Below are 22,992 nucleotides of genomic sequence, written 5' to 3'. Positions count from 1 at the left end.
TGGCGCGGTGGCGTCATCGGCGCGACCTAAAATTGAAGGTTTGTCCCGTCCAGAGCCTTCAAGGAAAGCCACGCCATGAACCCCACGCCCACCCTCGAGCGCTTGCGCTTCAACATGATCGAACAGCAGATCCGTCCCTGGGACGTGCTGGAGTCGGACATCCTCGAGCTGCTGGCCGAGATTCACCGCGAAGACTACGTGCCCGACGCGCACCGCACGCTGTCCTTCTTCGACATGGAACTGCCCCTGCTCGACGGCTCGGTGCCCGGCGAATTCATGCTGTCGCCCAAGGTCGAGGCCCGCACCCTGCAGGACCTGCACATCCAGAAGCACGAATCGGTGCTCGAGATCGGCACCGGCTCCGGCTTCATGGCCGCCCTGCTCGGCGCCCGCGCGGCCCAGGTGCTGTCGCTCGAGATCAACCCCGTGCTGGCCGCCCGCGCCGCCGAGACGCTGCGCAGCAACGGCGTGACCAACGTCGAAGTGCGCCACGCCGACGGCGCCGTGCCGCTGGCCAGCGGCCCGAGCTTCGACGTGATCGTGCTCAGCGGCTCGGTCGCGCGCATTCCGCAGAACCTGCTCGGTTCGCTCAAGGTCGGCGGCCGCCTGTCGGCCATCGTCGGCGACGAGCCCATGATGCGCGCCCATTTCGTGACCCGCACCAGCGAAAGCAAGTGGGAAACGATCCAGCCCTGGGACACCGTGGCGCCGCGCCTGCTGAACTTCCCCGAGCCCTCGCGCTTCGCGTTCTGATCGAGCGGCCCACCGAATGATCGATCAAGTCCGCCCCGCCGACCTGGCCGCCTGGTTCGCACAGGACGCCGACGCCGCCCCCGTGCTGCTCGACGTGCGCGAGCCCTGGGAGCTGCAGACGGCGAGCGTCGCGCCGCAGGGCTTCACGCTGGTCGCGATCCCGATGAACGAGATCCCCGGCCGGCTGGCCGAACTCGCCAGCGGCGACGGACAGCCCGCGCTGCGCATCGCCTGCCTGTGCCACCACGGCGCCCGCAGCCAGCGCGTGGCCGCTTTTCTGCACCAGAACGGCTTTGACTCGCTCGCCAACGTGGCGGGGGGCATCGACGCCTGGTCCGCGCAGCACGACCCGAGCGTGCCGCGCTACTGATTCTTTCCCTCCCAAGGACGTTCAATGCCTCCCAGGCCCCGGCTTCTGCCTCTTTCCGCAGCCCTCGCAAGCGCCATTGCGAGCCTGCTCGCACTGCCGGCCCAGGGCCAGACACTGAACGAACTCTACGATTCCGCGCGCGGCTTCGATGCCACCTACCAGGGCGCGCGGGCCCAGTACGAGGCCAACCTGGCGCGCGCCGCGCAGGCCAAGGCCGGCATCCTGCCGGCCGTCGGGCTCACCGCGGGCGTGAACCGCAGCAACCTGGACATCGACACCCTGACCGGCACCGGCCGCGGCAGCAGCGCCTCGCGCGACTTCACCACGCAGAACGTCGGCATCAACGCCACGCAGCCGCTGTACCGCCCCGCCAACTGGGCCACCTACGAGCAGGGCAAGCGCCAGGCCGAGGTGGCGCAGGCGGTGCTCACCATTGCCGAGCAGGACCTCATCGTGCGCGTGAGCCAGGCCTACTTCGACGTGCTCGCCAGCCAGGACAGCCTGGCCCTGGTGCGCGCGCAGAAGGTGGCCGTGGCCGAGCAGCTGGCCTCGGCCAAGCGCAACTTCGAGGTCGGCACTTCCACCATCACCGACTCGCGCGAGGCCCAGGCCCGCTACGACCTCGTGATCGCCCAGGAAATCGCCGCCGAGAACGACCTGCAGGTCAAGAAGGTGGTGCTTGACCAGCTGGTCGGCCGCCCGGGCAGCGTGCCCGTGCCGCTGGCCGCGCCGGTCGTGCTGCCGACCGCGCAGCCCGCCGACATCAACGCCTGGGTGGCGCAGGCCGACGAGGTGCATCCGGCGATCCGCCAGGCGCGCCTGGGCCTGGACGTGGCCGGGCTCGAGGTGCAGAAGGCGCAGGCCGGCCACAAGCCCACGCTGGACGCCAACCTCGGCTACAACGTCACGCGCAATCCGACCGGCACCAGCACCAGCACCGTGGGCACGCGCGTCAACGCCGCCACGGTCGGTGTCACCTTCAACCTGCCGCTGTTCGCGGGCTTTGCCACCGAGAACCGCATCAAGGAAACGCTGGCCCTCGAAGACCAGTCGCGCAGCGTGCTCGAGGGCACGCGCCGCAGCGTGGCGCAGGCCACGCGCGCGGCCTACCTCGGGCTGGTGTCGGGCGCCGGCCAGGTGAAGGCGCTCGAAGCCGCCGAATCCTCCAGCCAGAGCGCACTCGACGCCAACAAGCTGGGCTACCAGGTGGGCGTGCGCATCAACATCGACGTGCTCAACTCGCAGAGCCAGCTGTTCCAGACCAAGCGCGACCTCGCGCAGGCGCGCTACAACGTGCTGCTGGGCAACCTGAAGCTGCGCCAGGCCAACGGCACGCTGACCACCGACGACATGAACGCGATCAACGCGACGCTGGCGCGCAATGGCAGCACGCCTGCGGTGCCTGCCGCGACGACGGGTGCGCCCGTGGTGCCCGTGACGCCGCCGGCCATTCCGGTGGTGCCGCCGGTGCCGGTGCAGCCGTTCAACCCGCCCGCGCCGACGATGCCGTCGGCACCGCCGCCGCCGGTGATCCTGAACCCGCCGGTGCGCTGACCCGGCAACGGGCCGCTCAATCCAGCGTGGGTTCGGCCCGCGCCGCTTCGGGCGGCGCGCTGTCGTCGCCGGCCACAGGTGTCGTCACCGGCTCCGCCGCCTGCGCAATCGCCAGCACCGCCGCCGCCGTGCGCTCGGCCGCGCCACGGTTCGACGACGAAAAGGCCAGCGCAGCCTGCGCCATCGCGGCACGGCGCTCGGGGTTCTCGACCAGCTTGAGCGCCGCCGTCACGGCCTGCTCCATGCCCTCGACGCGCAGCGACGCGCCCGCCGCGAGCGACAGCTGCGCCGCCTCGGCAAAGTTGAAGGTCGAAGGGCCCATGACCACCGGGCAGCCGCAGGCCGCCGGCTCGATGAGGTTCTGCCCGCCCAGCGGCTCGAAGCTGCCGCCGAGCAAGGCCACGTCGGCCAAGCCGTAGTACAGCGCCATCTCGCCCAGCGAATCGCCGAGCCAGATCTCGGCCTCGGCCGGCTGGCCGGCCGCGCTGCGGCGCGCCACCGCGAAGCCTTCGGCCTCGATGAGCGCCGCCACTTCGTCGAAACGCTGCGGATGGCGCGGCACGATCATCCATTGCACGTCGTGCACGCGCTTGGCGATCGAGCGGATCGCGCCCTGCTCGGGTGGCACCGGCGAGGTGGCGCCGAAGCGCTTGAGCACCTCGAGCAGCAGCCGCTCCTCGCCATCGCGCGAGCTGGCCAGCACGACCATCGGGCGCGGCAGGTGCTCGCGCAGCGACACGGCCGTGGCCAGTTGCCGCGCGTCGGGCGTGGCGTCGAACTTGAGGTTGCCGTAGATCCCGGCCACCTTGGCGCCCAGCGACACCAGCCGGTGCGCGTCGGCCTCGGTCTGCGCCCAGACGGCGGCGAGCGCCGAGTACGCCGGCCGCGCCAGCCCGCTGAGCCGTTCGGCCGCGGCGCGCGATTTCTCGTTGAGCCGCGCATTGGCCAGCACCAGCGGAATGCGGCGCTCGGCGCAGGCGGCGGCCATCTCGGGCCAGACCTCGGTTTCCATCAGCACGCCGATGCGCGGCTGGAAGCGGTCGAGAAAGCGGGCGACGGCGCCCGGCGTGTCCCACGGTTGCCAGACCTGCGTGTCGCCGGGCTCGAGCAGCTTGGCGCCCTCTTCGCGGCCCGTGGCGGTGCCGTGCGTGAGCAGGATCGGAATGCCCGGGTACTGGCGCCGCAGCTCGGCGATCAGGATGGCGGCGGCGCGCGTCTCGCCCAGCGAGACGGCGTGCACCCAGCACTGGGCAAAGCCGGTGGTGGCCTCGTCGTAGTGGCCGAAGCGCTCCTCGACGGCCACGGCATAGCCGGGCTCGGCGACGGCGCGGCGCCGCAGCTTGCGGCGGACCAGCGGTTGGACGGCGGTGGTGAAGACGCCGTAGAGGCGAAGCAGCAGGGAACGCACAGGTTCTTCAGTGGGCAGCAGCGGCCAGCGTGGCGTCGGGCTTGACCGTTCGCAGCACCGCAAGCATCTCGGTCTCGATGCGTTGGAGCGCCGCCTCGGTCTGGCCTTCGAAGCGCAGCACCAGCACGGGGGTGGTATTGGAAGCGCGGATCAGCCCGAATCCATCGGGCCAGTCCACGCGCAGGCCGTCGATGGTCGAGACCTGGGCGGGCGCGTCGAAGCGCGCGTTCTGCACGAGCCGGGCGACCAGCGCGTGCGGCTCGCCTTCGGCGCAGGCGACGTTCAGTTCGGGGGTCGAGAAGCTGGTGGGCAGCGCATTGAGCACGGCGTTCGCGTCCGGGTGCTTGCTCAGGATCTCGAGCAGGCGGCAGCCGGCGTAGGTGCCGTCGTCGAAGCCGTACCAGCGCTCCTTGAAGAAGATGTGGCCGCTCATCTCGCCGCCCAGCGGCGAATTGATTTCCTTCATCTTCGCCTTGATGAGCGAGTGGCCGGTCTTGTAGATCATCGGCGTGCCGCCCGCGGCCTCGATGGCTGGCGCCAGGCGCTGCGAGCACTTCACGTCGTAGACGATGGTGCCGCCGGGCACGCGCGAGAGCACGTCCTGCGCAAAGAGCTGCATCTGGCGGTCGGGGAAGATGTTCTGGCCGTCCTTCGTGACGATGCCCAGCCGGTCGCCGTCGCCGTCGAAAGCCAGGCCCAGCTCGGCCTGGCCCTTGGCCAGTTCGGCCATCAGGTCCCGGAGGTTGTCGGGCTTGCTCGGATCGGGGTGGTGGTTGGGGAAGTTGCCGTCGACCTCGCTGAACAGCTCGACCACGTCGCAGCCGATGGCGCGGAAGATGGCCGGTGCGGTCGCGCCCGCAATGCCGTTGCCCGAATCGACCACGATCTTCATGGGGCGTGCGAGCTTGATGTCGCCCACGATGCGCTGCACGTAGGCGTCGGTCACGTCGACCTTGCGTACGCTACCGCCGGGCGCGAGCTTCGCGCTGCCGTCTTCCATGGTCTTGCGCAGGCCCTGGATCTCGTCGCCGTAGATCGCGCGGCCTGCCAGCACCATCTTGAAGCCGTTGTAGTCCTTCGGGTTGTGGCTGCCCGTGACCTGGATGCCGCTCGTGCACAGCGTGTGGGCCGCGAAGTACAGCATCGGGGTCGTGACCGCGCCGATGTCGATCACCTCGACGCCGGTGGCGACCAGGCCGTCGATCAGCGCGTCCACCAGCGCCGGGCCCGACAGGCGCCCGTCGCGGCCCACGGCCACCGCGGTCTCGCCGGCCGCGCGGGCTGCGCTGCCGAAGGCACGGCCCAGCGCCTCGGCCACTTCGACATCGAGACTGAGGGGCACGACGCCGCGGATGTCATAGGCCTTGAAGATCGATGCGCTGAGCTGCATGAAGGGCGGGGTCACTGTTGGTTCGGAGTCGGGCATTGTAGGCAACGCGTTGTAGACATCGATGTCCGAAAACGGCCAGTTGAAACGAGTCGAAACCGTATCATTTCCCCATGTCTACCGCCCACGCCCCCTCCGAAGTGCTCGAGAGCGACGCCTGCTACCTGGCGATGAAGACGCACGACGCGCGCTTCGACGGCTCGTTCTTCACGGCCGTGACCTCCACCGGCATCTATTGCCGGCCGGTGTGCCGCGTGAAGCTGCCGCGGCGCGAGAACTGCCGCTTCTTCCGCCACGCGGCCCAGGCCGAGGCCGCGGGCTTTCGGCCCTGCCTGCGCTGCCGGCCCGAGCTGGCGCCGCGCGCGGCCAGCTGGTCGACCGAAGACGCCTCGCGCATCCTCGCGCTGCAGGCGGCGCGCTTGATCGACGAACCCGATGCCTGGTCGGAAGAAGGCCCCGGCGCGGCGCAGATCGCGGCCCGCCTGGGCGTGAGCGACCGCCACCTGCGGCGCATCTTCGAGGCGCAGTTCGGCGTGTCGCCGCTGCAGTACCTGCAGACGCGCCGCCTGCTGGCCGCCAAGCAGCTCATCGCCGACACGCGCCTGCCGATGACGCAGGTGGCGCTGGCCAGCGGCTTCGCGAGCGTGCGGCGCTTCAACGCGGCCTTCGTGGAGCACTACGGGCTCAACCCGAGCGCACTGCGCCGCGCGGGCGGCACCGAGGGCGGCGAAGGCAAGGCCATCGAAGTGCGGCTGGGCTTTCGCCCGCCCTACGACGCGAACGCCATGCTCGGCTTCTTCGCACGGCGCGCGCTGCGCGGCGTGGAGACCGTGCACACCGCCGACGGCAAGGAGCCCGCCAAGGGCAGCACGCCCACCTACGTGCGGCTGGCGCGCACCCTGCGCGTGCAGCACGGTGGGCAGGCGCATGCCGGCTGGCTGCAGCTGCGCTTCGACCTCGAACGCGAGCAGGTGCTGCTGGCCGTGAGCGATTCACTGGCCGCGGTGCTGCCGATCGTCATCAGCCGCGCACGCGCGCTGTTCGACCTCGACGCGGAGCCGATGGCCATCAACGCCGCGCTGCATGCCGCCTTTCCGCACGGCGACGGGCTGCGCGTGCCGGGCACGGTCGACGGCTTCGAGCTCGCGGTGCGCGCGGTGCTGGGCCAGCAGATCACCGTGGCCGCGGCGCGCACGCTGGGCTCGCGGCTGGTCGAGGCTTTCGGCGACGCGATCGACACGCCCATCGACGGCCTGAGCCGCCTCTTCCCCACGCCCGCCGCGCTGGCGGCGGCCAGCGGCGACGCGCTCGGGCAGCTGGGCATCGTGCGCCAGCGGCAGGCCGCGCTGCAGGCCATCGCGCGCGAAGTGGCCTCGGGCCGGCTGGCGCTGCATGCGGGCGCCGACGTGCCCTCCACCCTCGCGGCGCTGCAGGAACTGCCCGGCATCGGCGCCTGGACCGCGCAGTACATCGCGATGCGCGCCCTGCGCTGGCCCGACGCCTTTCCCGCCGGCGACGTGGCCCTGCAGAAGGCGCTGGGCGTGACCACCGCGCGCGCCGCGGGCGAGGCCTCGCAGGCCTGGCGGCCCTGGCGCAGCTACGCGGTGCTGCGGGCCTGGCACACGCCGCCCGCGCCCTCCGAACCGGCATCGGCCGCCGCGCCGACCGCCACTTCTTCCGACCTCGCAACGGCAGGCCCCGTGCCTGAAAGACCATGAAATTCAAGCGCACCGTCATTTACACCTCGCACACCGACACGCCGCTGGGCGGCGTCACGATGGCCGCCACCGACCAGGGCCTGGCCGGCGTCTGGTTCGACCACCAGCGCCACTGGCCCGACACCACGGGCTGGCAGACCAAGGACGACCACCCCGCGCTGGTCGAGGCCGCCGCGCAGCTGCGCGACTACTTCGCGGGCCGCCGCAGCCACTTCGACATGCAGCTCGACCTGTCGCACGGCACCGCCTTCCAGCAGGGCGTGTGGCAGGCGCTGCTGGCCATCCCGGCCGGCGAGACCACGACCTACGGCGCGCTGAGCCAGCGCGTGGGCAACCCGGCCGCGGTGCGCGCGGTGGGCGCGGCGGTCGGACGCAACCCGATCAGCGTGATCGTGCCCTGCCACCGCGTGCTGGGTGCAGACGGCTCGCTGACCGGTTACGCTGGCGGGCTCGAGCGCAAGACCGCCTTGCTCGAACTCGAGACCGGCAAGTAAGACAGAAGAAAACACCGCCCATGGCACAGCGCCACATCCCCTCGATGTGGCGCCGCGCCATTCCCCAAAGAGACGCATGACCACAACGAACAACAACACCACCGTCGCCCCCACGCCTTCGCCCGCTCCCGCCGCGCTCGCACCGAAGGCGTGGCTCGTCGACCTCGTGCTGCTGGGCGCGCTGTGGGGCGCCTCCTTCCTGTTCATGCGCATCGGCGCGGCAGAGTTCGGCGCGCTGCCGACGGCCGCCGTGCGCGTGGTCATCGCGGCGCTGTTCCTGCTGCCGATTGCGCTGCTGCGCGGCCAGGGGCCGTCGATCGCCAAGCACTGGAAGGCCAGCCTCACGGTCGGCATCTTCAACTCGGGCATGCCCTTCGCGCTGTTCTGCTTCGCGCTGCTGACCATCAACACCGGCCTGGCGGCGGTGCTCAACGCCACCACGCCGATGTTCGGCGCGCTGGTGGCCTGGGCCTGGTTCCGCGAGCGGCCGAACGGCTCGCGCCTCGTCGGCCTGGTGATCGGTTTCGCGGGCGTCGCGATGCTTGCCAGCCGCAGCGCCGGCCTGCATGCCGGCGCCAGCAACCACGCCGCGCTGTGGGCCGTGCTGGCCTGCCTGGCGGCGTGCCTCTGCTACGGCATCTCGGCCAGCGCCACGCGGCGCCACCTGTCGGGCGTGCCCGCGCTGACCACGGCCACCGGCAGCCAGATCGGCGCCAGCCTGTTCCTCGCGCTGCCCGCGATCTGGCTCTGGCCCGCGCAGATGCCCAGCCTGCGCGCGTGGCTGGCGCTGCTGGCGCTGGGCATCGCCTGCACCGGCGTGGCCTACATCCTGTTCTTCCGGCTCATCGAGCGCGCCGGCCCGGCCCGCGCCCTCACCGTGACCTTCCTCGTGCCGGTGTTCGCGCTGTTCTACGGCGCCGTGTTCCTGGGCGAGCAGATCACGCAGTGGATGCTGATCTGCGCCTTCGTGATCGTGTGCGGCGTGGCGCTGTCGACCGGCATCGTCAAGCTGCCGTCGCTGCGCAAGGCCGCGGGCTGAGTTTTCTTCAGACCACGCCGGCCACCACGTTCACGGACAGGGCCAGCACGAGCATGTTGAAGGCGAAGGCAAGCACGCTGTGGACCAGCGTGATGCGCCGCATCTCGTGCGAGGTGGCCTGCACGTCCGACACCTGCGAGGTCATGCCGATCACGTAGGCGTAGTACATGAAGTCGAAGTAGTCGGGCGCTTCCTTGCCCGGAAAGTCGAGCCCGCCGTCGGAGGCGCTGTCCTTGCGGTCGATGTAGTAGCGGTGCGCGTAGTGGAAGGCGTAGATCGTGTGCATCATCAGCCACGAGCCCGCCAGCGCCACCAGCCCCAGCGCCACGTGCGCGCCGCGCGCCCAGCCGCTGAGCTGGCGCACCTGCTGCAGCAGCATCGCGATGGCGACCACGCTCACGCCCACCGCCACCAGCATCGACACCAGGATCACGACATTGGGCTGGTCCAGCTGCTGCGCGCGCTCGCGCGTGCGCTGGGCGTCGAAGGTCTCGGCCAGCCACCAGCTGAGCACCTGGTACACCGCCACGCCTGCGCACCAGCCGGCCAGCGCGCGCGCCGTGAGGCCCATCGGCCAGGGCACGAGCGCCACCGCGACGGCCGCCGCGGCCCCGTAGAGAAGACGCTGGGGACCGGTGGTGGTGGAAAGGTGTTCACGCATGGGCGGACTGTAGCGCCGCGGTATGCATCGGCGTGCGATCGGCAATTTCCTACAGGCACATCGGCCAACGGCGCATGCGCAGCGCGGTGCCACGTCACTAAGGTGATGCGGTTTCAGGGAGCCTCAGCCCGGAGGCATTGCGCCATGCACATGCCCGAGGCATCTTTCACCCGAAGGATTTCTTTCATGCTGTTGCTTCGTTCGCGTCCGTTCGACCGGACCGCGAGATTCCGCGCCCTGGCCGGAACCGGCGCCCTCTCCCTGCTTTGCTTCGCACCCTTTGCCGCGGCCGAGCCCTCGCCGGCGCTGGACCGTTTCAGCTTCTCGGTGGGGGCCTTCAGTGCCGACCCCAAGTTCAGTGCCTCGGTCGAAACCCCCTACGGCGTGTTGCGCTCGAACGAGCTCAAGCCGGGCCGCGTGACCATGCCGCGCATCTCGGCCGACGTGCTGATCGGCGACAGCCAGGGCCTGTCTTTCGACTACTACCGCTACAAGCGCGACTACGAAGGGCAGGTCGCGGGCAACACCTCGTTCGGCAGCTTCGGCTCGCTGAGCGCCATCGGCAACGCGAACCTCTCGGCCCAGCTCGACTTCGCCAAGCTCGCCTACAAGTGGTGGCTCGGTTCGGGCAACACCGTCTTCGGGCTGGGCGCCGGCGCGGCCTACTACCGCGCGACGCTCGGTGCCAGCGCGCTGGTCGGCGTGAACGGACAGGTGCGCTCGGTCAGCGAGCGCTCGAGCGACAACGCCATCGCGCCCCTGCTCGAGGTCGGCGTGCGCCACGCGATCACGCCCGACCTTCGGCTGTTCGCCGACGCCTCGGGCGTGTGGAAGAGCAGCGGCCGCTTCCACGGCAACATCTACAACGCCGCAGCCGGCGTGGAGTGGTTCCCGGTGAAGAACGTGGGCCTGGTGCTGTCGTATGGCGTGACCAACATCGACCTCACGCGCGAGGGCGGCTTCGCCGATTCGCGCCTCAAGGTGCGGCTGCAGGGGCCCTCGGCCTTCCTCAAGGCCCGCTTCTGACGCGGCCCCGGCGGGCGGCCGGCGCCGCATAGCCACTCTTCGCAAGACCGGCGGGCGGTGCCGGTCTTAGTCTGCGCTCCGATCGAACACCCCCAACGACCGGAGACACGCCCCCATGCCCGCCGCCCGCACCGAGCCCACGCCCTCCTCCTCCCAACGCATCGCCCGCATCGCGCTGGGCGACGTGATCCACCGCAGCGCGCGGCGCTTCGGCGCGCGCACCGCGCTCATCGAAGGCGAGCACCGCATGAGCTACCGCGAGCTCGACGCCGCATCGAACCGCTTCGCGCACCACCTGCTGGGCCTGGGCCTGGCCAGCGGCGAGCGCGTGGCCATGCTGTGCAACAACTCGATCGAGATGGTGGTCGCGCTGCTCGGCATCCAGAAGGCCGGGCTGGTGTGGGTGCCGATCAACACGGCGCTCGCGGTCGATGCCATCGGCTACATCCTCGAACACGCCGAGGCGCGGCACCTGGTGATCGACACCGCGCTGCACACGCGCCCCGAGCTGCGCCAGCTGCTGGACACGGCCGGTGTCTCGCCGCTGCTGTGCGTGCTCGACGGCGACACGCCGCCGCCCGGCGTGCCCACCGTGGCGCAGGCCATCGCGCAGGGCCCCGCCACGCTGCCCGACGTGCCTATCGACAGCAACCAGCTCGCGCTCATCATGTACACCAGCGGCACCACCGGTCGGCAAAAGGGCGTGATGCATTCGCACGCCTCGGTGCACTCGGTGCTCCAGAGCAACATGCTCGAATGGGGCGGCGGCCCCGCGCACCACGACGTGTGGAGCAACGTGCTGCCGCTGTTTCACTGCGGGCAACACACGGTGCTGATGTCGGCGTTGGCGGTGGGCGGCACGAACGTCATCCTGCGCGGCTTCGACCCCGGCGCGATGCTCGCCGCCATCGAGCGCCACCAGATCACCGTGACGGTCGGTCTGCCGATGATGTACGGCGCGCTGCTGGCCCACCCGCAGCGCGAATCGCGCGACCTGTCGAGCCTGCGGCTGTGCGTGTATGCGATGGCGCCGATGTCGCGCACGCTGCTGCTGCGCCTGCTCGATGCGCTGTGCCCGAACTTCGCGCTGGCCTCGGGGCAGACCGAGATGTACCCCGGCGCCACCATCTTCGAGACGCACCAGCAGCGCGAGCGCTTCGGCTCGTACTGGGGCGTGGGCACGCTGGTGAACGAGGTCGCGGTGATGGGCGACGAAGGCGAGCTGCTCGCACCGAACCAGGTCGGCGAGATCGTCTTTCGCGGACCGAACGTGATGCTCGGCTACTACAAGGACCCGCAGGCCACGGCGCACGCGCAGCGCTTCGGCTGGCACCACTCGGGCGACCTGGGCAAGCTGGACGACGACGGGCAGCTGATCTTTCTCGACCGGCTCAAGGACATGGTCAAGTCGGGCGGCGAGAACGTGCCCTCGCTCAAGGTCGAGGAGGTGCTGCTGCGCCATCCGGCCGTGTTGAACGCGGCGGTGGTCGGCCTGCCGCACGAGCGCTGGGGCGAGGCCATCACGGCCTTCGTCACGCGCCGGCCCGATGCGCCGGCAGAGTTCTCGGAAGCCACGCTCACGGCGCACTGCAAGGAGCACCTGGGCGGCTTCGAGGTGCCCAAGGACATCGTCTTCGTGCCCGCGCTGCCGATGACCTCGACGGGCAAGATCCAGAAGTTCGAGCTGCGCCAGGCGCACCAGGGGCACTACCAGCGCGACTGAACCCGCATCAGGGCGACTGCAGCTTCTGCAACAGCGACGCCCGCACTTCCTTCTTGAGCACCTTGCCGACCTTGGAGCGCGGCAGGTCGGCCCACACCTCGACCTGCTTGGGTGCCTTCACGCTGCCGATGCGCGACTTGACGAAGGTCTTGATCGCCTCGGCGTCCACGCTGCGGCCCGCATGCAGCTGCAGCACGGCCACCACGCGCTCGCCCCACTTCTCGTCGGGCAGGCCGACGACGGCGCTGTCCTGCACGTCGGGGTGCTGCATCAGCACCTGCTCCACCTCGGCGGAGTAGACGTTGAAGCCGCCCGAGATGATCATGTCCTTGGCGCGGTCGACGATGAACAGGAAGCCGTCGCCGTCGAGATAGCCGATGTCGCCCGTGTGGTGCCAGCCGTGGCGCGAGGCCTCCTGCGTGGCCTTCGGGTCCTTGTAGTAGCCGCGCATCACGAGCGAGCCGCGCACCACGATCTCGCCGCTCTCGCCGGTGGGCAGCAAGGCGCCCTCGCCGTTCATGATGCCGACCTGCACCAGCGGCCCGGGCCGCCCCGCCGAGGCCAGGCGCTGGCGCGCCACGGAGCCGTCGGCATTGAAGTGGTCGCGCGGCGGCATCATCGAGACCATCATCGGCGCCTCGGTCTGGCCGAAGAGCTGGGCCATGACGGGGCCGATCTTGTCGAGCGCTTCTTCGAGCCGCGCGGCCGACATGGGCGCGGCGCCGTACCAGAAGCACTGCAGCGAATCGCGCTTCGTCTGTGCCAGGTCCGGGTGCTGCAGCAGCATGTAGATCAGCGTCGGCGGCAGGAAGGTGTGGGTGACGCGCCGGCGCTCGATGAGCGCGAGGAACTCGCTCAGGTCGGGCTTGGGCATGATGACCACGCGCCCGCCCAGCGCCATCACCGGCAGGCACAGCACGCCGGCCGCATGCGTGAGCGGAGCGAGCGCCAGGTACACGGGCCGGCCTTCAAAGGGATAGCCCATGAGGGTCAGCGCCGACATGGCCTCCAGATTGCCGCCCGAGAGCATCACGCCCTTGGGCTGGCCGGTGGTGCCGCCGGTGCCGGCGATCATGGCCACGTCGTCGGGCGGTGCAATGTCGATCGGCGCATCGTCCAGCCCGTCGAGCCACTCGTCCATGGCGGGCGCGAAGGCCTGCCGCTGGTCGAGACACACCAGCGCCTTCAGCTTCGGCAGCTGCGCGCGCATCTGCTCGACCATCGGCGCGTAGTTGCTGTGGAACACGAGGCACGCGCAATCGAAGGCATCGAGCACGAAGGCGTTCTCGCTGGCTTCGTTGCGCGGGTTGATCGGGCACCACACGCCACCGGCGCGCGAGATGCCGAACACCGTGGCGAAGGCCAGGGCGTCGTTGCTAGAGAGCACCGCCACCTTGTCGCCGGGCTGGATGCCCGCGCGCTGCAGGCCGCGTGCCACGCGCCAGCTGATGCGTTGCACCTGGCCGTAGCTCAGGTCGGCGTCGCCCATGGTGAGGCACGGCGAATCGGCGCCCTGCTGGGCGCCTTTGTCGAGGTAGTCGACGAGGCGCATGCGCGTCAGCCCATCCGCGTGAGCACGGGTTCCTGCACCAGCCCGAAGCTGCGCAGCGCCCCCAGCAGCTCGCGGTGCCCGAAGGCCTGGCAGCCCGAGGCAAAGCCCGCGCGGCGCGGCGCCTGCTGCAGCAGTGAGGCCGCGGCATAGGCCTGCAACAGGCCGGTCTGCTTGTAGTTGCAGTTGCCGAAGATCACGCAATGCGCGCGCCCCAGCGGACCGGAGGCATGCACCGAATCGACCGACTTGTTGATGCGCGGGTTTTCGCGCGGCGGCATGGTGTTCATCACGCCCGCGGCCGTCTGGGCCAGCGCCGCATAGCGGTCTTCGTCGTTCATGCCTTCGGTGGCCTTGAGCGCGGCGGCCACGATCTGCGGCACGCCCAGCATCAGCGGCTTGTTGAAGACGCCGCCGAGCACCTTCACGTTGGCCACGCGCGGGTCGCGCTTGAACCACACCGGGTGCGAGGTGCCGCCCCAGGGCAATGCCAGCGCGGCTTCGTGCTGGCCGGGAATCGACAGGTGGTACAGGCCCGCGTCGGGTTGCCATTCGACGTACTGGTTCTGCTCCAGGTAGAAGGCCTTCGACGTGGCTGCGTTCACCAGGATGGTCTGCGTCGACGCGATGGTCGGGCTGCCGCCCCAGAACACCGCGATGTCGAGCGTGTCCAGGCCGGGCGTTTCCAGGCACAGCTGCGCCGCGATTTCGCCGGTGGTGTACATCTGCGCCAGGCCGGGCGACAGCAGCAGGCCGGCCGCCGCGAACTTGGCACCGTACTTCTGGTCGAGCGTGATGAGCCAGTCTTGTTCGCCGGTGGTGTCGGTGTAGTGGCAGCCGGCGGCCAGGCAGGCATCAACCACCTCGGGACCGAACTTGGCGAACGGCCCCACCGTGTTGAGCACGACCGAGGCGCCGCTGAAGAGCTCGGTGAGCGCCTCGACCGTGTGCGCGACCTCGACCACTTCGTAGTCGGCGGTCTCGATGCCGGGCACGTTCGACTTCATCGCCGCTTCGATCTTTTCCGCGCTGCGGCCTGCCGCGATGAAGGGGATGTGGTACTCGCGCAGGTACTCGCAGACCAGGCGCCCGGTGTAGCCGGAGGCGCCGTAGACGATGACGGGTTTCTTCTTGCTGCTCATGTTCTTTGCTCCTTGTTGATCGCTCACATGCCCATGCCGCCGTCCACCGCGAGGCCCGCGCCGGTGATGAACCGGGCGGCGTCGGAGCAGAGGAAGACCACCACGTCGGCCATGTCGCCGATCTCGCCGAGGCGGCCCAGCGGCGTCTGGCCGATGACGTCGCCCACGGCGGCCTCGACGCTGGGCGCGAGCCCCGCGGCCACGATGTCGTTGGCGAGTTTCATGCCCATGTCGGTGGGCACGAGGCCGGGGTAGATGCAGTTGACACGCACGCCGTAGCCCAGCTTGCCGGACTCCATGGCCGCCACGCGCGTGGCGCGGTCGACCGCCGACTTGGTCGCCGAGTAGCCGGCGATGGCGGGAAAGGCGATGGTGGCCGCGACCGAGGCGATGTTGACCACCGCCCCGCCGCCGCCCGCGCTGCCGCCGGGGCGCATCGCGCGAAAGGCGTGCTTCATGCCCAGCAGCGTGCCGGCCACGTTCACGTCGAGCATGCGGCGCAGGTCGTCGCCATCGACGTCGACCACCAGCGAGGTGATCTCGATGCCGGCGTTGTTGACCAGGATGTCGAAGCCGCCGAGCGCCTTCACCGTGGCTTCGGTGGCAGAGGCCCAGTCGCCGTCCTTCGTGACGTCGAGCGGGACGAAGCCCACCTTCGCCCCTTCGGCGGAGAGCCGCTGTGCGGTCTCCTTGCCCAGGTCGGCGAGCACGTCGCCGATCATCACCGACGCACCCGCCTGCGCCAACGCCTGGGCGATGCCCGCGCCGATGCCGCGCGCACCCCCCGTCACCAGGGCCTTGCGCCCCGTCAAGTCGAACTTGGCCATCACTTGTCTCCTGTGGATATGTGTATGAGATGGAGCGGCCATGCTAGGAATCGACTTGACGAGTGTCAAGAATTTTTTGACGACTGCCCAAATTTCGTAAAATGCCTCCGGAATGCACGTACGAGGGATTTCCCACGCCGCGTGCTATGGTTTGCAATCACCAGGAAACACAGCGGCCGGCACTCTGCGGCCTGGCTAGAAATGACCACTCATTCACGGGTAAAGAAGCACGCCGGACGGGTGCAGAAGGCACCGGCCGACAAGTTCGAGCAGCGCCGCGCCGAGCTCGGCGAAGCCGCCCTCACCACGCTGGCCACGCTCGGCTACGCGCGCACCAGCCTGCGCGAGATTGCGCAGAACTCCGAGTTCTCGCACGGCGTGCTGCACTACTACTTCAGCGACAAGGTCGACCTCATCGTCTGCAGCGTCAAGCAGTACAAGGCGCGCTGCGTCACGCGCTACGACCACGCGGTCGACACCGCCACGACGTATGACGAACTCATGGAAGGCTTCCTGCAGAGCCTGGGCGACACGCTGCTGGGCGAAGGCCACGTGCACCGGCTCTGGTACGACCTGCGCTCGCAGGCGCTGTTCGAAGCGGCCTTTCACGACGACGTGGTGCAGATCGACAAGAGCCTCGAAGACATGATCTGGCGCATCATGAGCCGCTTCGCCGAACTCTCGGGGCAAGCCCCCGGCCTGCCGCCCTCGGCCTGCTACGCCCTCTTCGACGGGCTGTTCCTGCAGGCGCTGCTCAAGCACCTCTCGGGCGACACCAAGGCCATCGCCGACATGCAGGCCGACGTGCGGCAGTCGATCGAGCGGCTGTTCACCGCCCCCGCCGCAACCACCGCGCCGGCCTCCCGCAAGCGGCGCGCCTGACGCCGCCATGGCGCCGTTCAACACCGCCTACCGGCAGACGCTGCTCGCCGGGCGCCTCACCCTGGGCCTGATGACGCCGCTGGCGCGCCCGCCCGGCGCGATGGCCAACCCCGCTTCCGAACTGCAGCTGGCCCGGCTGGCCGACACGCTCGGCTTTGCGGCGCTGTGGACGCGCGACGTGCCCGTGATGGTGCCGCAGGGCGAAGAGACCGCGGTGCTCGACGAGCCCTTCATCTGGCTCACCGCGCTGGCCGCCGCCACGCAGCGCATCGCGCTCGGCACCGCCGCCGCGGTGCTGCCGCTGCGCCATCCGCTGCACGTGGCCAAGGCCGCGCTCTCGCTCAACCGCCTGTCGAACGACCGCTTCATCCTCGGCCTGGGCTCGGGCGACCGCGAGGCCGAGTTCGCCATCTTCCAGCAGGACATCGCGCTGCGCGGCGACGTCTTCCGCGAACGCTGGAACCTCGTGCGCTCGGCGCTCTCGCCCGATGCGCACGAGCGCGCCGCGCTGCACGACGCCACCGGCGGCCACGACCTCATGGCGGCGCCCGCCGCGCGCATCGGCATGCTGGTGGTGGGCTCGGCGCGCCAGTCGCTGCAATGGACCGCCGCCCACGCCGACGGCTGGGCCACCTACCACCGCGACGAAGCACGCCAGCAGGGCCGCATCGGCCTGTGGCAGACCGCGCTGCGCGAACGCGCGGGCGGCGAGGCCAAGCCCTTCATCCAGTCGTTGCAGCTCGACCTGCTGGACGATGCCGACGCACCCGCCGAGCCCATCGAACTCGGCCTGCGCGCCGGACGCCATGCGCTCGTCGACTACCTCGACCGCATGGAAGAGGCCGGCGTCGCCCACGTGCTGCTGAACCTCGCGCGCAGCAGTCGGCGGCCCGCACAGGACATCGTCGACGAGCTCGGCCGCGAGGTGCTGCCGCGCCTGCAAGGCCATGCGCGCACACCGCCCCCCTGACCCGTGCAGAATCCGGCGCTCGCCGTTGTCGACCTCCTTCCAAGGACTTTCCCCATGACCGATCTCTCGCACTTCCCCATCACGAAGAAATGGCCCGCGCAGCACCCCGAGCGCCTGCAGCTGTACTCGCTGCCCACGCCCAACGGCGTGAAGGTATCGATCCTGCTGGAGGAGACCGGCCTGCCCTACGAGCCGCACCTCGTGAGCTTCGAGACCCAGGACCAGATGTCGCCGGAATTTTTGTCGCTCAACCCGAACAACAAGATCCCCGCCATCCTCGACCCCAACGGCCCGGGCGGCCAGCCGCTGGCGCTGTTCGAATCGGGCGCGATCCTGCTGTACCTCGCCGAGAAGACCGGCCAGTTCATCCCCAAGGACGCGGCGGCCCGCTACGAGACCATCCAGTGGGTGATGTTCCAGATGGGCGGCATCGGCCCGATGTTCGGCCAGCTCGGTTTCTTCAACAAGTTCGCCGGCAAGGACTACGAAGACAAGCGCCCGCGCGACCGCTACGTGGCCGAGTCGAAGCGCCTGCTCGGCGTGCTCGACAAGCACCTTGCCGACCGCGCCTGGATCATGGGTGACACGTACACCATCGCCGACATCGCCACCTTCCCGTGGGTGCGCAACCTGATCGGCTTCTACGAGGCCGGCGACCTCGTGGGCTTCAGCGAGTTCAAGAACGTCGCGCGCGTGCTCGAGGCCTTCGTGGCGCGGCCGGCGGTGGTGAAGGGCCTGGGCATTCCGAAGCGGGGCTGAGGCCCTCTCGATCGGGCCTCTGCCGGAGCCGTCGTCTGCATCGGCGACGGCTGTACCGAACCCGTTGCTCGAGCGACTCCCTCGTTTGTGGGATTCCTGACCCTTCCGGCGACTGGAACAGTCCCTCTGCGTTGTTGCGGGGGCTGACAAAAATTACGCGATCGCACACTTGCGGCGATACGGCGCACGCCGTCCCCTCCTCCACGCACGAAACCGGATTCGACATCCACGTGGAACCACAAGGAGGAAGCCATGAAGAATGCAAGCATCCTGCGCACGGCGGCCGTCGTGCTGGTGCAGGCCTGCACTTTTGCGAACGCCGCCGACGACCAAGGCGTTAACGACTACGCGAAGGCGCACTGGAGCATCGCCAATTCCTGCGTCCCGTTCGTCAGGAAATACCAATCGGTGTGCGGCAACGATTTCTCCGCAGACACAGATGCTCAGGCCTATGACATTCGGGCCACTGGCGAGAGATGTAGTGCGGTCACACAGAACCAGCACCCCGCCATACAAAAGGGCGACGTGATCACGGTTCATCTGAGCCAGGTTTTCATCAACGAGTTCGTCGAGCGCGGTGCCAGTCTGCTCGGCTTCAAGAAGCGCGGCGAGATCGCCATCGTTGCGCGCATCGCAGAGCAAGACGCCCAGACCGATTTCGATTTCAGTGTTGCCGGAAGGGATCGTGGCCGCCTCATCTACTACTCGGAAGGCGTCGCGCCTGGGCAGTACCTGAATTTCAGCCAGTTGCCCATCTACGGGCCCATCGAATACCACGGCAAGCCCCTGCTCCTAGAGTTCTACATCATGGAGCTCGACATCAAGGAGAACACGGAGATCTCGGGCCTGCTCACCGCAGCGGCCAGCCTGGGCGCCGTGGCCTATCCGCCGGCATCGCCAGTGCTGAAGGTGCTCGACACGATCGGCGGCGGCTTGCTCAAAGCCAACAAGAGCGACATCGAGTTCAAGTACCACGCCTCGTTGCTCCCGGGCGCGGAGCAGATCAATTCACTGCATTCCGGGCGGCTGGAATACGGCAACTACGCGTTCGTGCGCATGCCATTCGCGGACTCGGGTGGCTCTGGGAGCACTTCAACGCATCCCTGGACACGCTGGTGGTTCAACCAGAAAAATGGGCGAATCTACGAAGACGCGACATGCAATTCAGTGCTGAAGAATCGCACCTACCTCACGGTGCAGATCAATCGCGCCAAGGAGGAGGCCACACTCGACCCCGCCAACACCTTCGCTGCATTTACCGCCAAACTCTCTTCCGAGGCCCAGGCTTCCACCGCCGAGCGCGTCGCGGTCATCGATGCGCTGAAAGCCAGCGTCAACAAGAACCAGCGCTATCGAGACGCGAAGAAGTTGATCGATTTCGCACAGAGCGTGAAATGGCCCAACGGCACCAAGAGTGACAAGAAGGCCCTGGATGCGGTAACCGTCAATGCGCTCGCTGCGGTTGCAACCAAGATCGAAACATCCTCGACTCAATTGCGCGACCCCCAGCAGCGCGACAAGGCGGACTTCGATGAATCGCAAATACAGGTGCTCGTCGATGCACTGTCGCGGCTCTCCGGCAAGCGCTACTCACCGCAAACCTTCAAGGCGAGCGATCTGAAGTTGGAGCTCGAGAAAACCTGACGCAGGCACTCCACGCCAGCGTCCCCAGGAACCGAAATCAGTTCGCGCTCAAGTCCATGAGCATCCGCGACAGCAGATAAAGCCGCGGCACCACGCTCTCGACCTCGGCGTATTCCTCCGGCGTGTGGATGCCGCCGCCCACGATGCCGAAGCCGTCGAGCACCGGCACGCCGACACCGGCCACGAGGCTGGCGTCCGCGGCGCCGCCGCTGCTCTCGATGGTGAGCTTCTTGCCGATCTCGCCGTAGATGCCCTCGGCCATGCGCACCAGCTTGTCCGATGCGGGCGAGCGCGGCATCGGCGGCAGGCCGCGCACGAGGCGCACGCGCACCTCGGTCTCGGGGATGAGCTTGTTCTGCGCGATGCGCGTGAGGTCCTTCTCGACACGGTCGAGCTCCTCGGGCGTGGCGGCGCGCACGTCGCCCTTGGCGCTGGCCGATGCGGGGATCACGTTGGTCGGTCCGTTGGCCGTGAGCACCGTGAAGTTGACCGTGGTCTTCTTCGCTGCGTCGGCCACCTTCGACAGTTGCAGCACCTGGTGCGCGACTTCCATCGCGGCATTGCGGCCCGCCTCGGGTGCGACGCCCGCGTGCGACGCGAGCCCCTTCACCTCGATGAGCGCCGTGGCCGAGCCCTTGCGCTCGACCACGAGGCCGTCGGCCGGGCGACCCGGCTCGAGGTTCAGCGCCACGTCGTGCTGCTTGGCCACGCGCTCGATGAGCGCGCTGGTGCCGACCGAGCCGGTCTCTTCGTTGGTGTCGATGAGGAAGGTGATCTGGCCGTAGTCCTTGAAGCCGATCTTCTGCAGGATCTTCAGCGCCTGCAGTCCGGCCACGACGCCGCCCTTGTTGTCCATCACGCCAGGGCCGTAGGCGCGGCCGTCCTTGATGTAGAAGGGCTTGACCGCGGCCGTGCCGTCCTTGAACACGGTGTCGATGTGGGCCAGGATGAGGATCTTCTTCTTGCCCTGGCCGGTCAGCGTCGCGACCAGGTTGGTGCCCGGGTGCGGCTCGGCGGGAAAGCTCTCGACGCGCGCGTCGAGCTTGCGCAGTTCGTCCGCCACCATCTCGCGCACCTTGGCCAGGCCCTCGGTGTTGGTCGAGCCCGAATCGATGTTGACCATGCGCTCCAGCAGCTGCAGCGTCTCGTCCTTTTGCTGCGTGGCGGCGTCGAGCACGCCCTGGTGCGGCTTCTGGGCCAAGGCGCTGGCGGCGAGCAAGGCACTGGCCAGCACGGCGCCCTGGCAGGCGGCGCGCGTCCATGAACACGGGGTGGAGCGAAGGTGCATGAGGAAGCCTGTTCTTTCTGTTGTGGAGGTTCGTTCGAAGCGAACCCCACACTAGCACCCGCTTCGCGAACGGGTCAAGCCGCGAGGCTCGGCGCCGGCGCCTCGGTGGCTTGCGCGATGCGCCCGGCCTTCATGTGGACGATGCGGTCGGCCACATGAAAGTAGCGATCGTCGTGCGAGATGACCACCAGCGAGTGCCCCTTGGCGCGCAGCTCGGGCAGCAGCTCGGTGTAGAACAGATGGCGAAAGGCCGGGTCCTGATCGGCGGCCCATTCGTCGAACACCAGCACCGGCCGTCCTTCGAGGTACGCATGCACCAGCGCCAGCCGCTTGCGCTGGCCGGTCGAGAGGTCGGTGGTGCTGAAGGCGCCGTCTTTCACCGATACCTTGTGCGCGATCTCCAGGCGCTGCAGGTAGGGCAAGGCGGTTTCGGGCAGCGCCTGGTGGCCGCCCTCTTCGCCGGCCACGAGGTCTTCGAACAGGTAGAAGTCGGAGAACACGGTGGTGAAGAGCTGGCGGTAGTCGTCGCGCGTCTGCGGCGTCACGGGCTGGCCGTCGAGCAGCAGCTCGCCATCGACCGGCGCGTACAGGCCCAGCAGCAGCTTGATGAGCGTGGTCTTGCCCGAGCCGTTGTCGCCGACGATGAAGACGATCTCGCGGCGGCCGATGCGCAAATCCACCGGGCCGAGCACAAAGGGCTCCGCGCCCTCCACCGCCGGGAACGCATAGCGCGCGCCGCGCAGCTCGATGGCGTCGTGCAGCACGGGCGTGGCGGGCGGTGCGTGCAGGTCCAGGTGCGGCTCGGGCGTGGCGAAGCGGGCCGACAGGTCGCCGATGCGCTCGAAGGCCACCTTCGCGCGCCCCAGGTGCGGCAGGGCCGCCACCACCTGGTCGAGCGGGCCTTTCAGAAACAGCAGCACCAGCACGAAGCCGCTGAGCACGACGGGCGCGGTGTCGCGGAACGCGGCCCAGCCGAGGATGAGTGCGATCAGCAAGAAGAACAGCGCCGAGCCGAAGGACGAGGCCAGCACAAAGATGTTGATGGCACGCCGGTTGATGTCGTGGATGCGTTCCACCGTGTGCGCCACCTGCTGCTCGTACACCTTGGCGCGGCGCGCGCGGTGCATGCGCAGCTCCTTCGCGCCTTCGCTGATGCCGCGGTAGGCCTTGTGCAGCGCCTCTTCCTGCTCGCGCGCCTTGAAGAAGCCCGAGATGCCGCGCGCATGCGCCAGGCTCTGCACGGTGATGCCCACGAGCAGCGCCCCCAGCAGCAGGCCGAACAGCGGCGGCGAAAGCCACGCCAGGTAACCCAGGCAACCAAGGGAAACGGCCAGCGCGATCATGGTCGAGGCCAGCATGAAGGCCACGTCGCTGATCATGTCGACGTCCTGCGTGAGCACGGGCATCAGGCGGTGCATGCGGTAACGCTCGAGCGCATCGATCGGCGCCGCGAGGATCTTCAGCGCCAGGCTCTTGCGCACTTGCGCCACGAGCCGCTGGCCGACCACGTTGTTCGACATGTCGGAGGTGGCGCGCCCGACCAGCGCCACCACGCACAGGCCGATGAAGGTCAGCAGCAGTCCGCCGGCCAGGCCGCCGGGGCGATGCAGCACCTGATTGATGGTCGCCAGCAGCGCCACGGTCGCGATGCCCGCGCCGATGCCGGTCACGGTCGAAAGCGCGATCCACGGGAAGTAGGGCCGCAACAGCCGGACGAGTTCGGACGCGGGGGCGCTGGCGGGTGTGAGGTTCATGCGGCGGACGGTTCGTTGCAAAGGGAGACGGGCTCCCTGCAATG

At 69.0% G+C, this 22,992-nt stretch carries 20 protein-coding genes; 12 read left to right on the top strand and 8 right to left on the bottom strand.

The features are described from left to right. Positions 1-75 precede the first annotated feature (75 nt). Genes AC1RLW_RS14480 through AC1RLW_RS14470 form a run of 3 tightly spaced genes read left to right on the top strand, consistent with a single transcriptional unit; the run spans position 76 to position 2,677 of the window. Positions 76-753, top strand: coding sequence for a protein-L-isoaspartate O-methyltransferase family protein (locus tag AC1RLW_RS14480; protein WP_062469799.1), 678 nt, complete (start codon positions 76-78; stop codon positions 751-753). 16 nt (positions 754-769) lie between these two features. Beyond that, on the top strand, positions 770-1,123 hold the full coding sequence (locus AC1RLW_RS14475) for a rhodanese-like domain-containing protein (RefSeq protein ID WP_493193604.1): 354 nt from the start codon (positions 770-772) through the stop codon (positions 1,121-1,123). Positions 1,124-1,147: 24 nt separating this feature from the next. Beyond that, entirely contained in the window at positions 1,148-2,677 is a 1,530-nt protein-coding gene (locus tag AC1RLW_RS14470; RefSeq protein WP_062469804.1) for a TolC family outer membrane protein, read from the top strand. Between the two features lie 16 nt (positions 2,678-2,693). Here AC1RLW_RS14470 and AC1RLW_RS14465 read toward each other — a convergent pair whose 3' ends face one another. Together AC1RLW_RS14465 and AC1RLW_RS14460 are read right to left on the bottom strand one after the other, a co-directional pair. Next, positions 2,694-4,085, bottom strand: coding sequence for a 3-deoxy-D-manno-octulosonic acid transferase (locus AC1RLW_RS14465; RefSeq protein ID WP_493193602.1), 1,392 nt, complete (start codon positions 4,083-4,085; stop codon positions 2,694-2,696). Between the two features lie 7 nt (positions 4,086-4,092). Further along, positions 4,093-5,475, bottom strand: coding sequence for a phosphomannomutase/phosphoglucomutase (locus AC1RLW_RS14460; RefSeq protein WP_493193601.1), 1,383 nt, complete (start codon positions 5,473-5,475; stop codon positions 4,093-4,095). 110 nt (positions 5,476-5,585) lie between these two features. Between AC1RLW_RS14460 and AC1RLW_RS14455 the strand changes: the two genes are divergently transcribed. The 3 genes from AC1RLW_RS14455 (at position 5,586) to AC1RLW_RS14445 (ending at position 8,723) form a co-directional block, all read left to right on the top strand. Continuing rightward, positions 5,586-7,190 carry a DNA-3-methyladenine glycosylase 2 family protein gene (locus AC1RLW_RS14455; protein WP_492728023.1) on the top strand — a complete coding sequence of 535 codons (1,605 nt, stop codon included), beginning with the start codon at positions 5,586-5,588 and terminating at the stop codon, positions 7,188-7,190. Beyond that, complete coding sequence (locus tag AC1RLW_RS14450) at positions 7,187-7,684, top strand: methylated-DNA--[protein]-cysteine S-methyltransferase (RefSeq protein WP_062469816.1); 498 nt, start codon at positions 7,187-7,189, stop codon at positions 7,682-7,684. The genes AC1RLW_RS14455 and AC1RLW_RS14450 overlap by 4 nt, the downstream gene beginning before the upstream one ends. A gap of 76 nt (positions 7,685-7,760) precedes the next feature. Further along, positions 7,761-8,723 carry a DMT family transporter gene (locus AC1RLW_RS14445; protein ID WP_493193600.1) on the top strand — a complete coding sequence of 321 codons (963 nt, stop codon included), beginning with the start codon at positions 7,761-7,763 and terminating at the stop codon, positions 8,721-8,723. A 7-nt stretch (positions 8,724-8,730) separates the two neighbouring features. Here AC1RLW_RS14445 and AC1RLW_RS14440 read toward each other — a convergent pair whose 3' ends face one another. Further along, on the bottom strand, positions 8,731-9,384 hold the full coding sequence (locus AC1RLW_RS14440; RefSeq protein ID WP_070062606.1) for a DUF1345 domain-containing protein: 654 nt from the start codon (positions 9,382-9,384) through the stop codon (positions 8,731-8,733). Between the two features lie 186 nt (positions 9,385-9,570). Between AC1RLW_RS14440 and AC1RLW_RS14435 the strand changes: the two genes are divergently transcribed. Beyond that, the gene (locus AC1RLW_RS14435) at positions 9,571-10,410 is read left to right on the top strand and encodes a hypothetical protein (protein WP_493193598.1); all 840 of its coding nucleotides are present in this window, start codon (positions 9,571-9,573) and stop codon (positions 10,408-10,410) included. 115 nt (positions 10,411-10,525) lie between these two features. After that, the gene (locus tag AC1RLW_RS14430; protein ID WP_493193597.1) at positions 10,526-12,133 is read left to right on the top strand and encodes a class I adenylate-forming enzyme family protein; all 1,608 of its coding nucleotides are present in this window, start codon (positions 10,526-10,528) and stop codon (positions 12,131-12,133) included. Between the two features lie 7 nt (positions 12,134-12,140). On the opposite strand, the gene AC1RLW_RS14425 is transcribed toward AC1RLW_RS14430, so the two are convergent. Genes AC1RLW_RS14425 through AC1RLW_RS14415 form a run of 3 tightly spaced genes read right to left on the bottom strand, consistent with a single transcriptional unit; the run spans position 12,141 to position 15,651 of the window. Continuing rightward, positions 12,141-13,685, bottom strand: coding sequence for an acyl-CoA synthetase (locus AC1RLW_RS14425; protein ID WP_493193596.1), 1,545 nt, complete (start codon positions 13,683-13,685; stop codon positions 12,141-12,143). Positions 13,686-13,690: 5 nt separating this feature from the next. Next, complete coding sequence (locus tag AC1RLW_RS14420) at positions 13,691-14,824, bottom strand: DUF5938 domain-containing protein (protein WP_493193594.1); 1,134 nt, start codon at positions 14,822-14,824, stop codon at positions 13,691-13,693. Positions 14,825-14,847: 23 nt separating this feature from the next. Continuing rightward, positions 14,848-15,651, bottom strand: a complete 804-nt coding sequence (locus AC1RLW_RS14415; protein ID WP_369629680.1) for an SDR family NAD(P)-dependent oxidoreductase — start codon at positions 15,649-15,651, stop codon at positions 14,848-14,850. Between the two features lie 201 nt (positions 15,652-15,852). Here AC1RLW_RS14415 and AC1RLW_RS14410 point away from each other — a divergent pair, with 201 nt between their 5' ends. The 4 genes from AC1RLW_RS14410 to AC1RLW_RS14395 all read left to right on the top strand — a co-directional run bounded on the left by AC1RLW_RS14410 (position 15,853) and on the right by AC1RLW_RS14395 (position 19,906). After that, a complete protein-coding gene (locus tag AC1RLW_RS14410) occupies positions 15,853-16,533 on the top strand; it encodes a TetR/AcrR family transcriptional regulator (RefSeq protein ID WP_493193592.1) in 681 nt (226 codons plus the stop codon). A 7-nt stretch (positions 16,534-16,540) separates the two neighbouring features. After that, a complete protein-coding gene (locus AC1RLW_RS14405) occupies positions 16,541-17,503 on the top strand; it encodes a TIGR03571 family LLM class oxidoreductase (protein WP_493193590.1) in 963 nt (320 codons plus the stop codon). Between the two features lie 54 nt (positions 17,504-17,557). Then, on the top strand, positions 17,558-18,262 hold the full coding sequence (locus AC1RLW_RS14400; protein WP_390342250.1) for a glutathione S-transferase N-terminal domain-containing protein: 705 nt from the start codon (positions 17,558-17,560) through the stop codon (positions 18,260-18,262). 252 nt (positions 18,263-18,514) lie between these two features. Next, complete coding sequence (locus AC1RLW_RS14395; RefSeq protein ID WP_493193589.1) at positions 18,515-19,906, top strand: hypothetical protein; 1,392 nt, start codon at positions 18,515-18,517, stop codon at positions 19,904-19,906. A gap of 37 nt (positions 19,907-19,943) precedes the next feature. Here AC1RLW_RS14395 and AC1RLW_RS14390 read toward each other — a convergent pair whose 3' ends face one another. Next, a complete protein-coding gene (locus tag AC1RLW_RS14390; RefSeq protein ID WP_493193588.1) occupies positions 19,944-21,194 on the bottom strand; it encodes a glutamate carboxypeptidase in 1,251 nt (416 codons plus the stop codon). 74 nt (positions 21,195-21,268) lie between these two features. After that, positions 21,269-22,948, bottom strand: a complete 1,680-nt coding sequence (locus tag AC1RLW_RS14385; protein ID WP_493193587.1) for a cyclic peptide export ABC transporter — start codon at positions 22,946-22,948, stop codon at positions 21,269-21,271. Positions 22,949-22,992: the final 44 nt, after the last annotated feature.

This window comes from Variovorax sp. GW822-FHT04A09, from assembly GCF_058801005.1.
The sequence above is the reverse complement of the archived record's forward strand: the minus strand, read 5'-3'. Positions and strand labels throughout refer to the sequence as shown.

Bases quoted from the DNA above. Each gene is read 5' to 3' on its own strand.
- AC1RLW_RS14480 (WP_062469799.1), top strand. From the start codon at position 76: ATGAACCCCACGCCCACCCTCGAGCGCTTGCGCTTCAACATGATCGAA.
- AC1RLW_RS14475 (WP_493193604.1), top strand. From the start codon at position 770: ATGATCGATCAAGTCCGCCCCGCCGACCTGGCCGCCTGGTTCGCACAG.
- AC1RLW_RS14470 (WP_062469804.1), top strand. From the start codon at position 1,148: ATGCCTCCCAGGCCCCGGCTTCTGCCTCTTTCCGCAGCCCTCGCAAGC.
- AC1RLW_RS14460 (WP_493193601.1), bottom strand. From the start codon at position 5,475: ATGCAGCTCAGCGCATCGATCTTCAAGGCCTATGACATCCGCGGCGTC.
- AC1RLW_RS14455 (WP_492728023.1), top strand. From the start codon at position 5,586: ATGTCTACCGCCCACGCCCCCTCCGAAGTGCTCGAGAGCGACGCCTGC.
- AC1RLW_RS14450 (WP_062469816.1), top strand. From the start codon at position 7,187: ATGAAATTCAAGCGCACCGTCATTTACACCTCGCACACCGACACGCCG.
- AC1RLW_RS14445 (WP_493193600.1), top strand. From the start codon at position 7,761: ATGACCACAACGAACAACAACACCACCGTCGCCCCCACGCCTTCGCCC.
- AC1RLW_RS14440 (WP_070062606.1), bottom strand. From the start codon at position 9,384: ATGCGTGAACACCTTTCCACCACCACCGGTCCCCAGCGTCTTCTCTAC.
- AC1RLW_RS14435 (WP_493193598.1), top strand. From the start codon at position 9,571: ATGCTGTTGCTTCGTTCGCGTCCGTTCGACCGGACCGCGAGATTCCGC.
- AC1RLW_RS14430 (WP_493193597.1), top strand. From the start codon at position 10,526: ATGCCCGCCGCCCGCACCGAGCCCACGCCCTCCTCCTCCCAACGCATC.
- AC1RLW_RS14425 (WP_493193596.1), bottom strand. From the start codon at position 13,685: ATGCGCCTCGTCGACTACCTCGACAAAGGCGCCCAGCAGGGCGCCGAT.
- AC1RLW_RS14420 (WP_493193594.1), bottom strand. From the start codon at position 14,824: ATGAGCAGCAAGAAGAAACCCGTCATCGTCTACGGCGCCTCCGGCTAC.
- AC1RLW_RS14415 (WP_369629680.1), bottom strand. From the start codon at position 15,651: ATGGCCAAGTTCGACTTGACGGGGCGCAAGGCCCTGGTGACGGGGGGT.
- AC1RLW_RS14410 (WP_493193592.1), top strand. From the start codon at position 15,853: ATGACCACTCATTCACGGGTAAAGAAGCACGCCGGACGGGTGCAGAAG.
- AC1RLW_RS14405 (WP_493193590.1), top strand. From the start codon at position 16,541: ATGGCGCCGTTCAACACCGCCTACCGGCAGACGCTGCTCGCCGGGCGC.
- AC1RLW_RS14400 (WP_390342250.1), top strand. From the start codon at position 17,558: ATGACCGATCTCTCGCACTTCCCCATCACGAAGAAATGGCCCGCGCAG.
- AC1RLW_RS14395 (WP_493193589.1), top strand. From the start codon at position 18,515: ATGAAGAATGCAAGCATCCTGCGCACGGCGGCCGTCGTGCTGGTGCAG.
- AC1RLW_RS14390 (WP_493193588.1), bottom strand. From the start codon at position 21,194: ATGCACCTTCGCTCCACCCCGTGTTCATGGACGCGCGCCGCCTGCCAG.
- AC1RLW_RS14385 (WP_493193587.1), bottom strand. From the start codon at position 22,948: ATGAACCTCACACCCGCCAGCGCCCCCGCGTCCGAACTCGTCCGGCTG.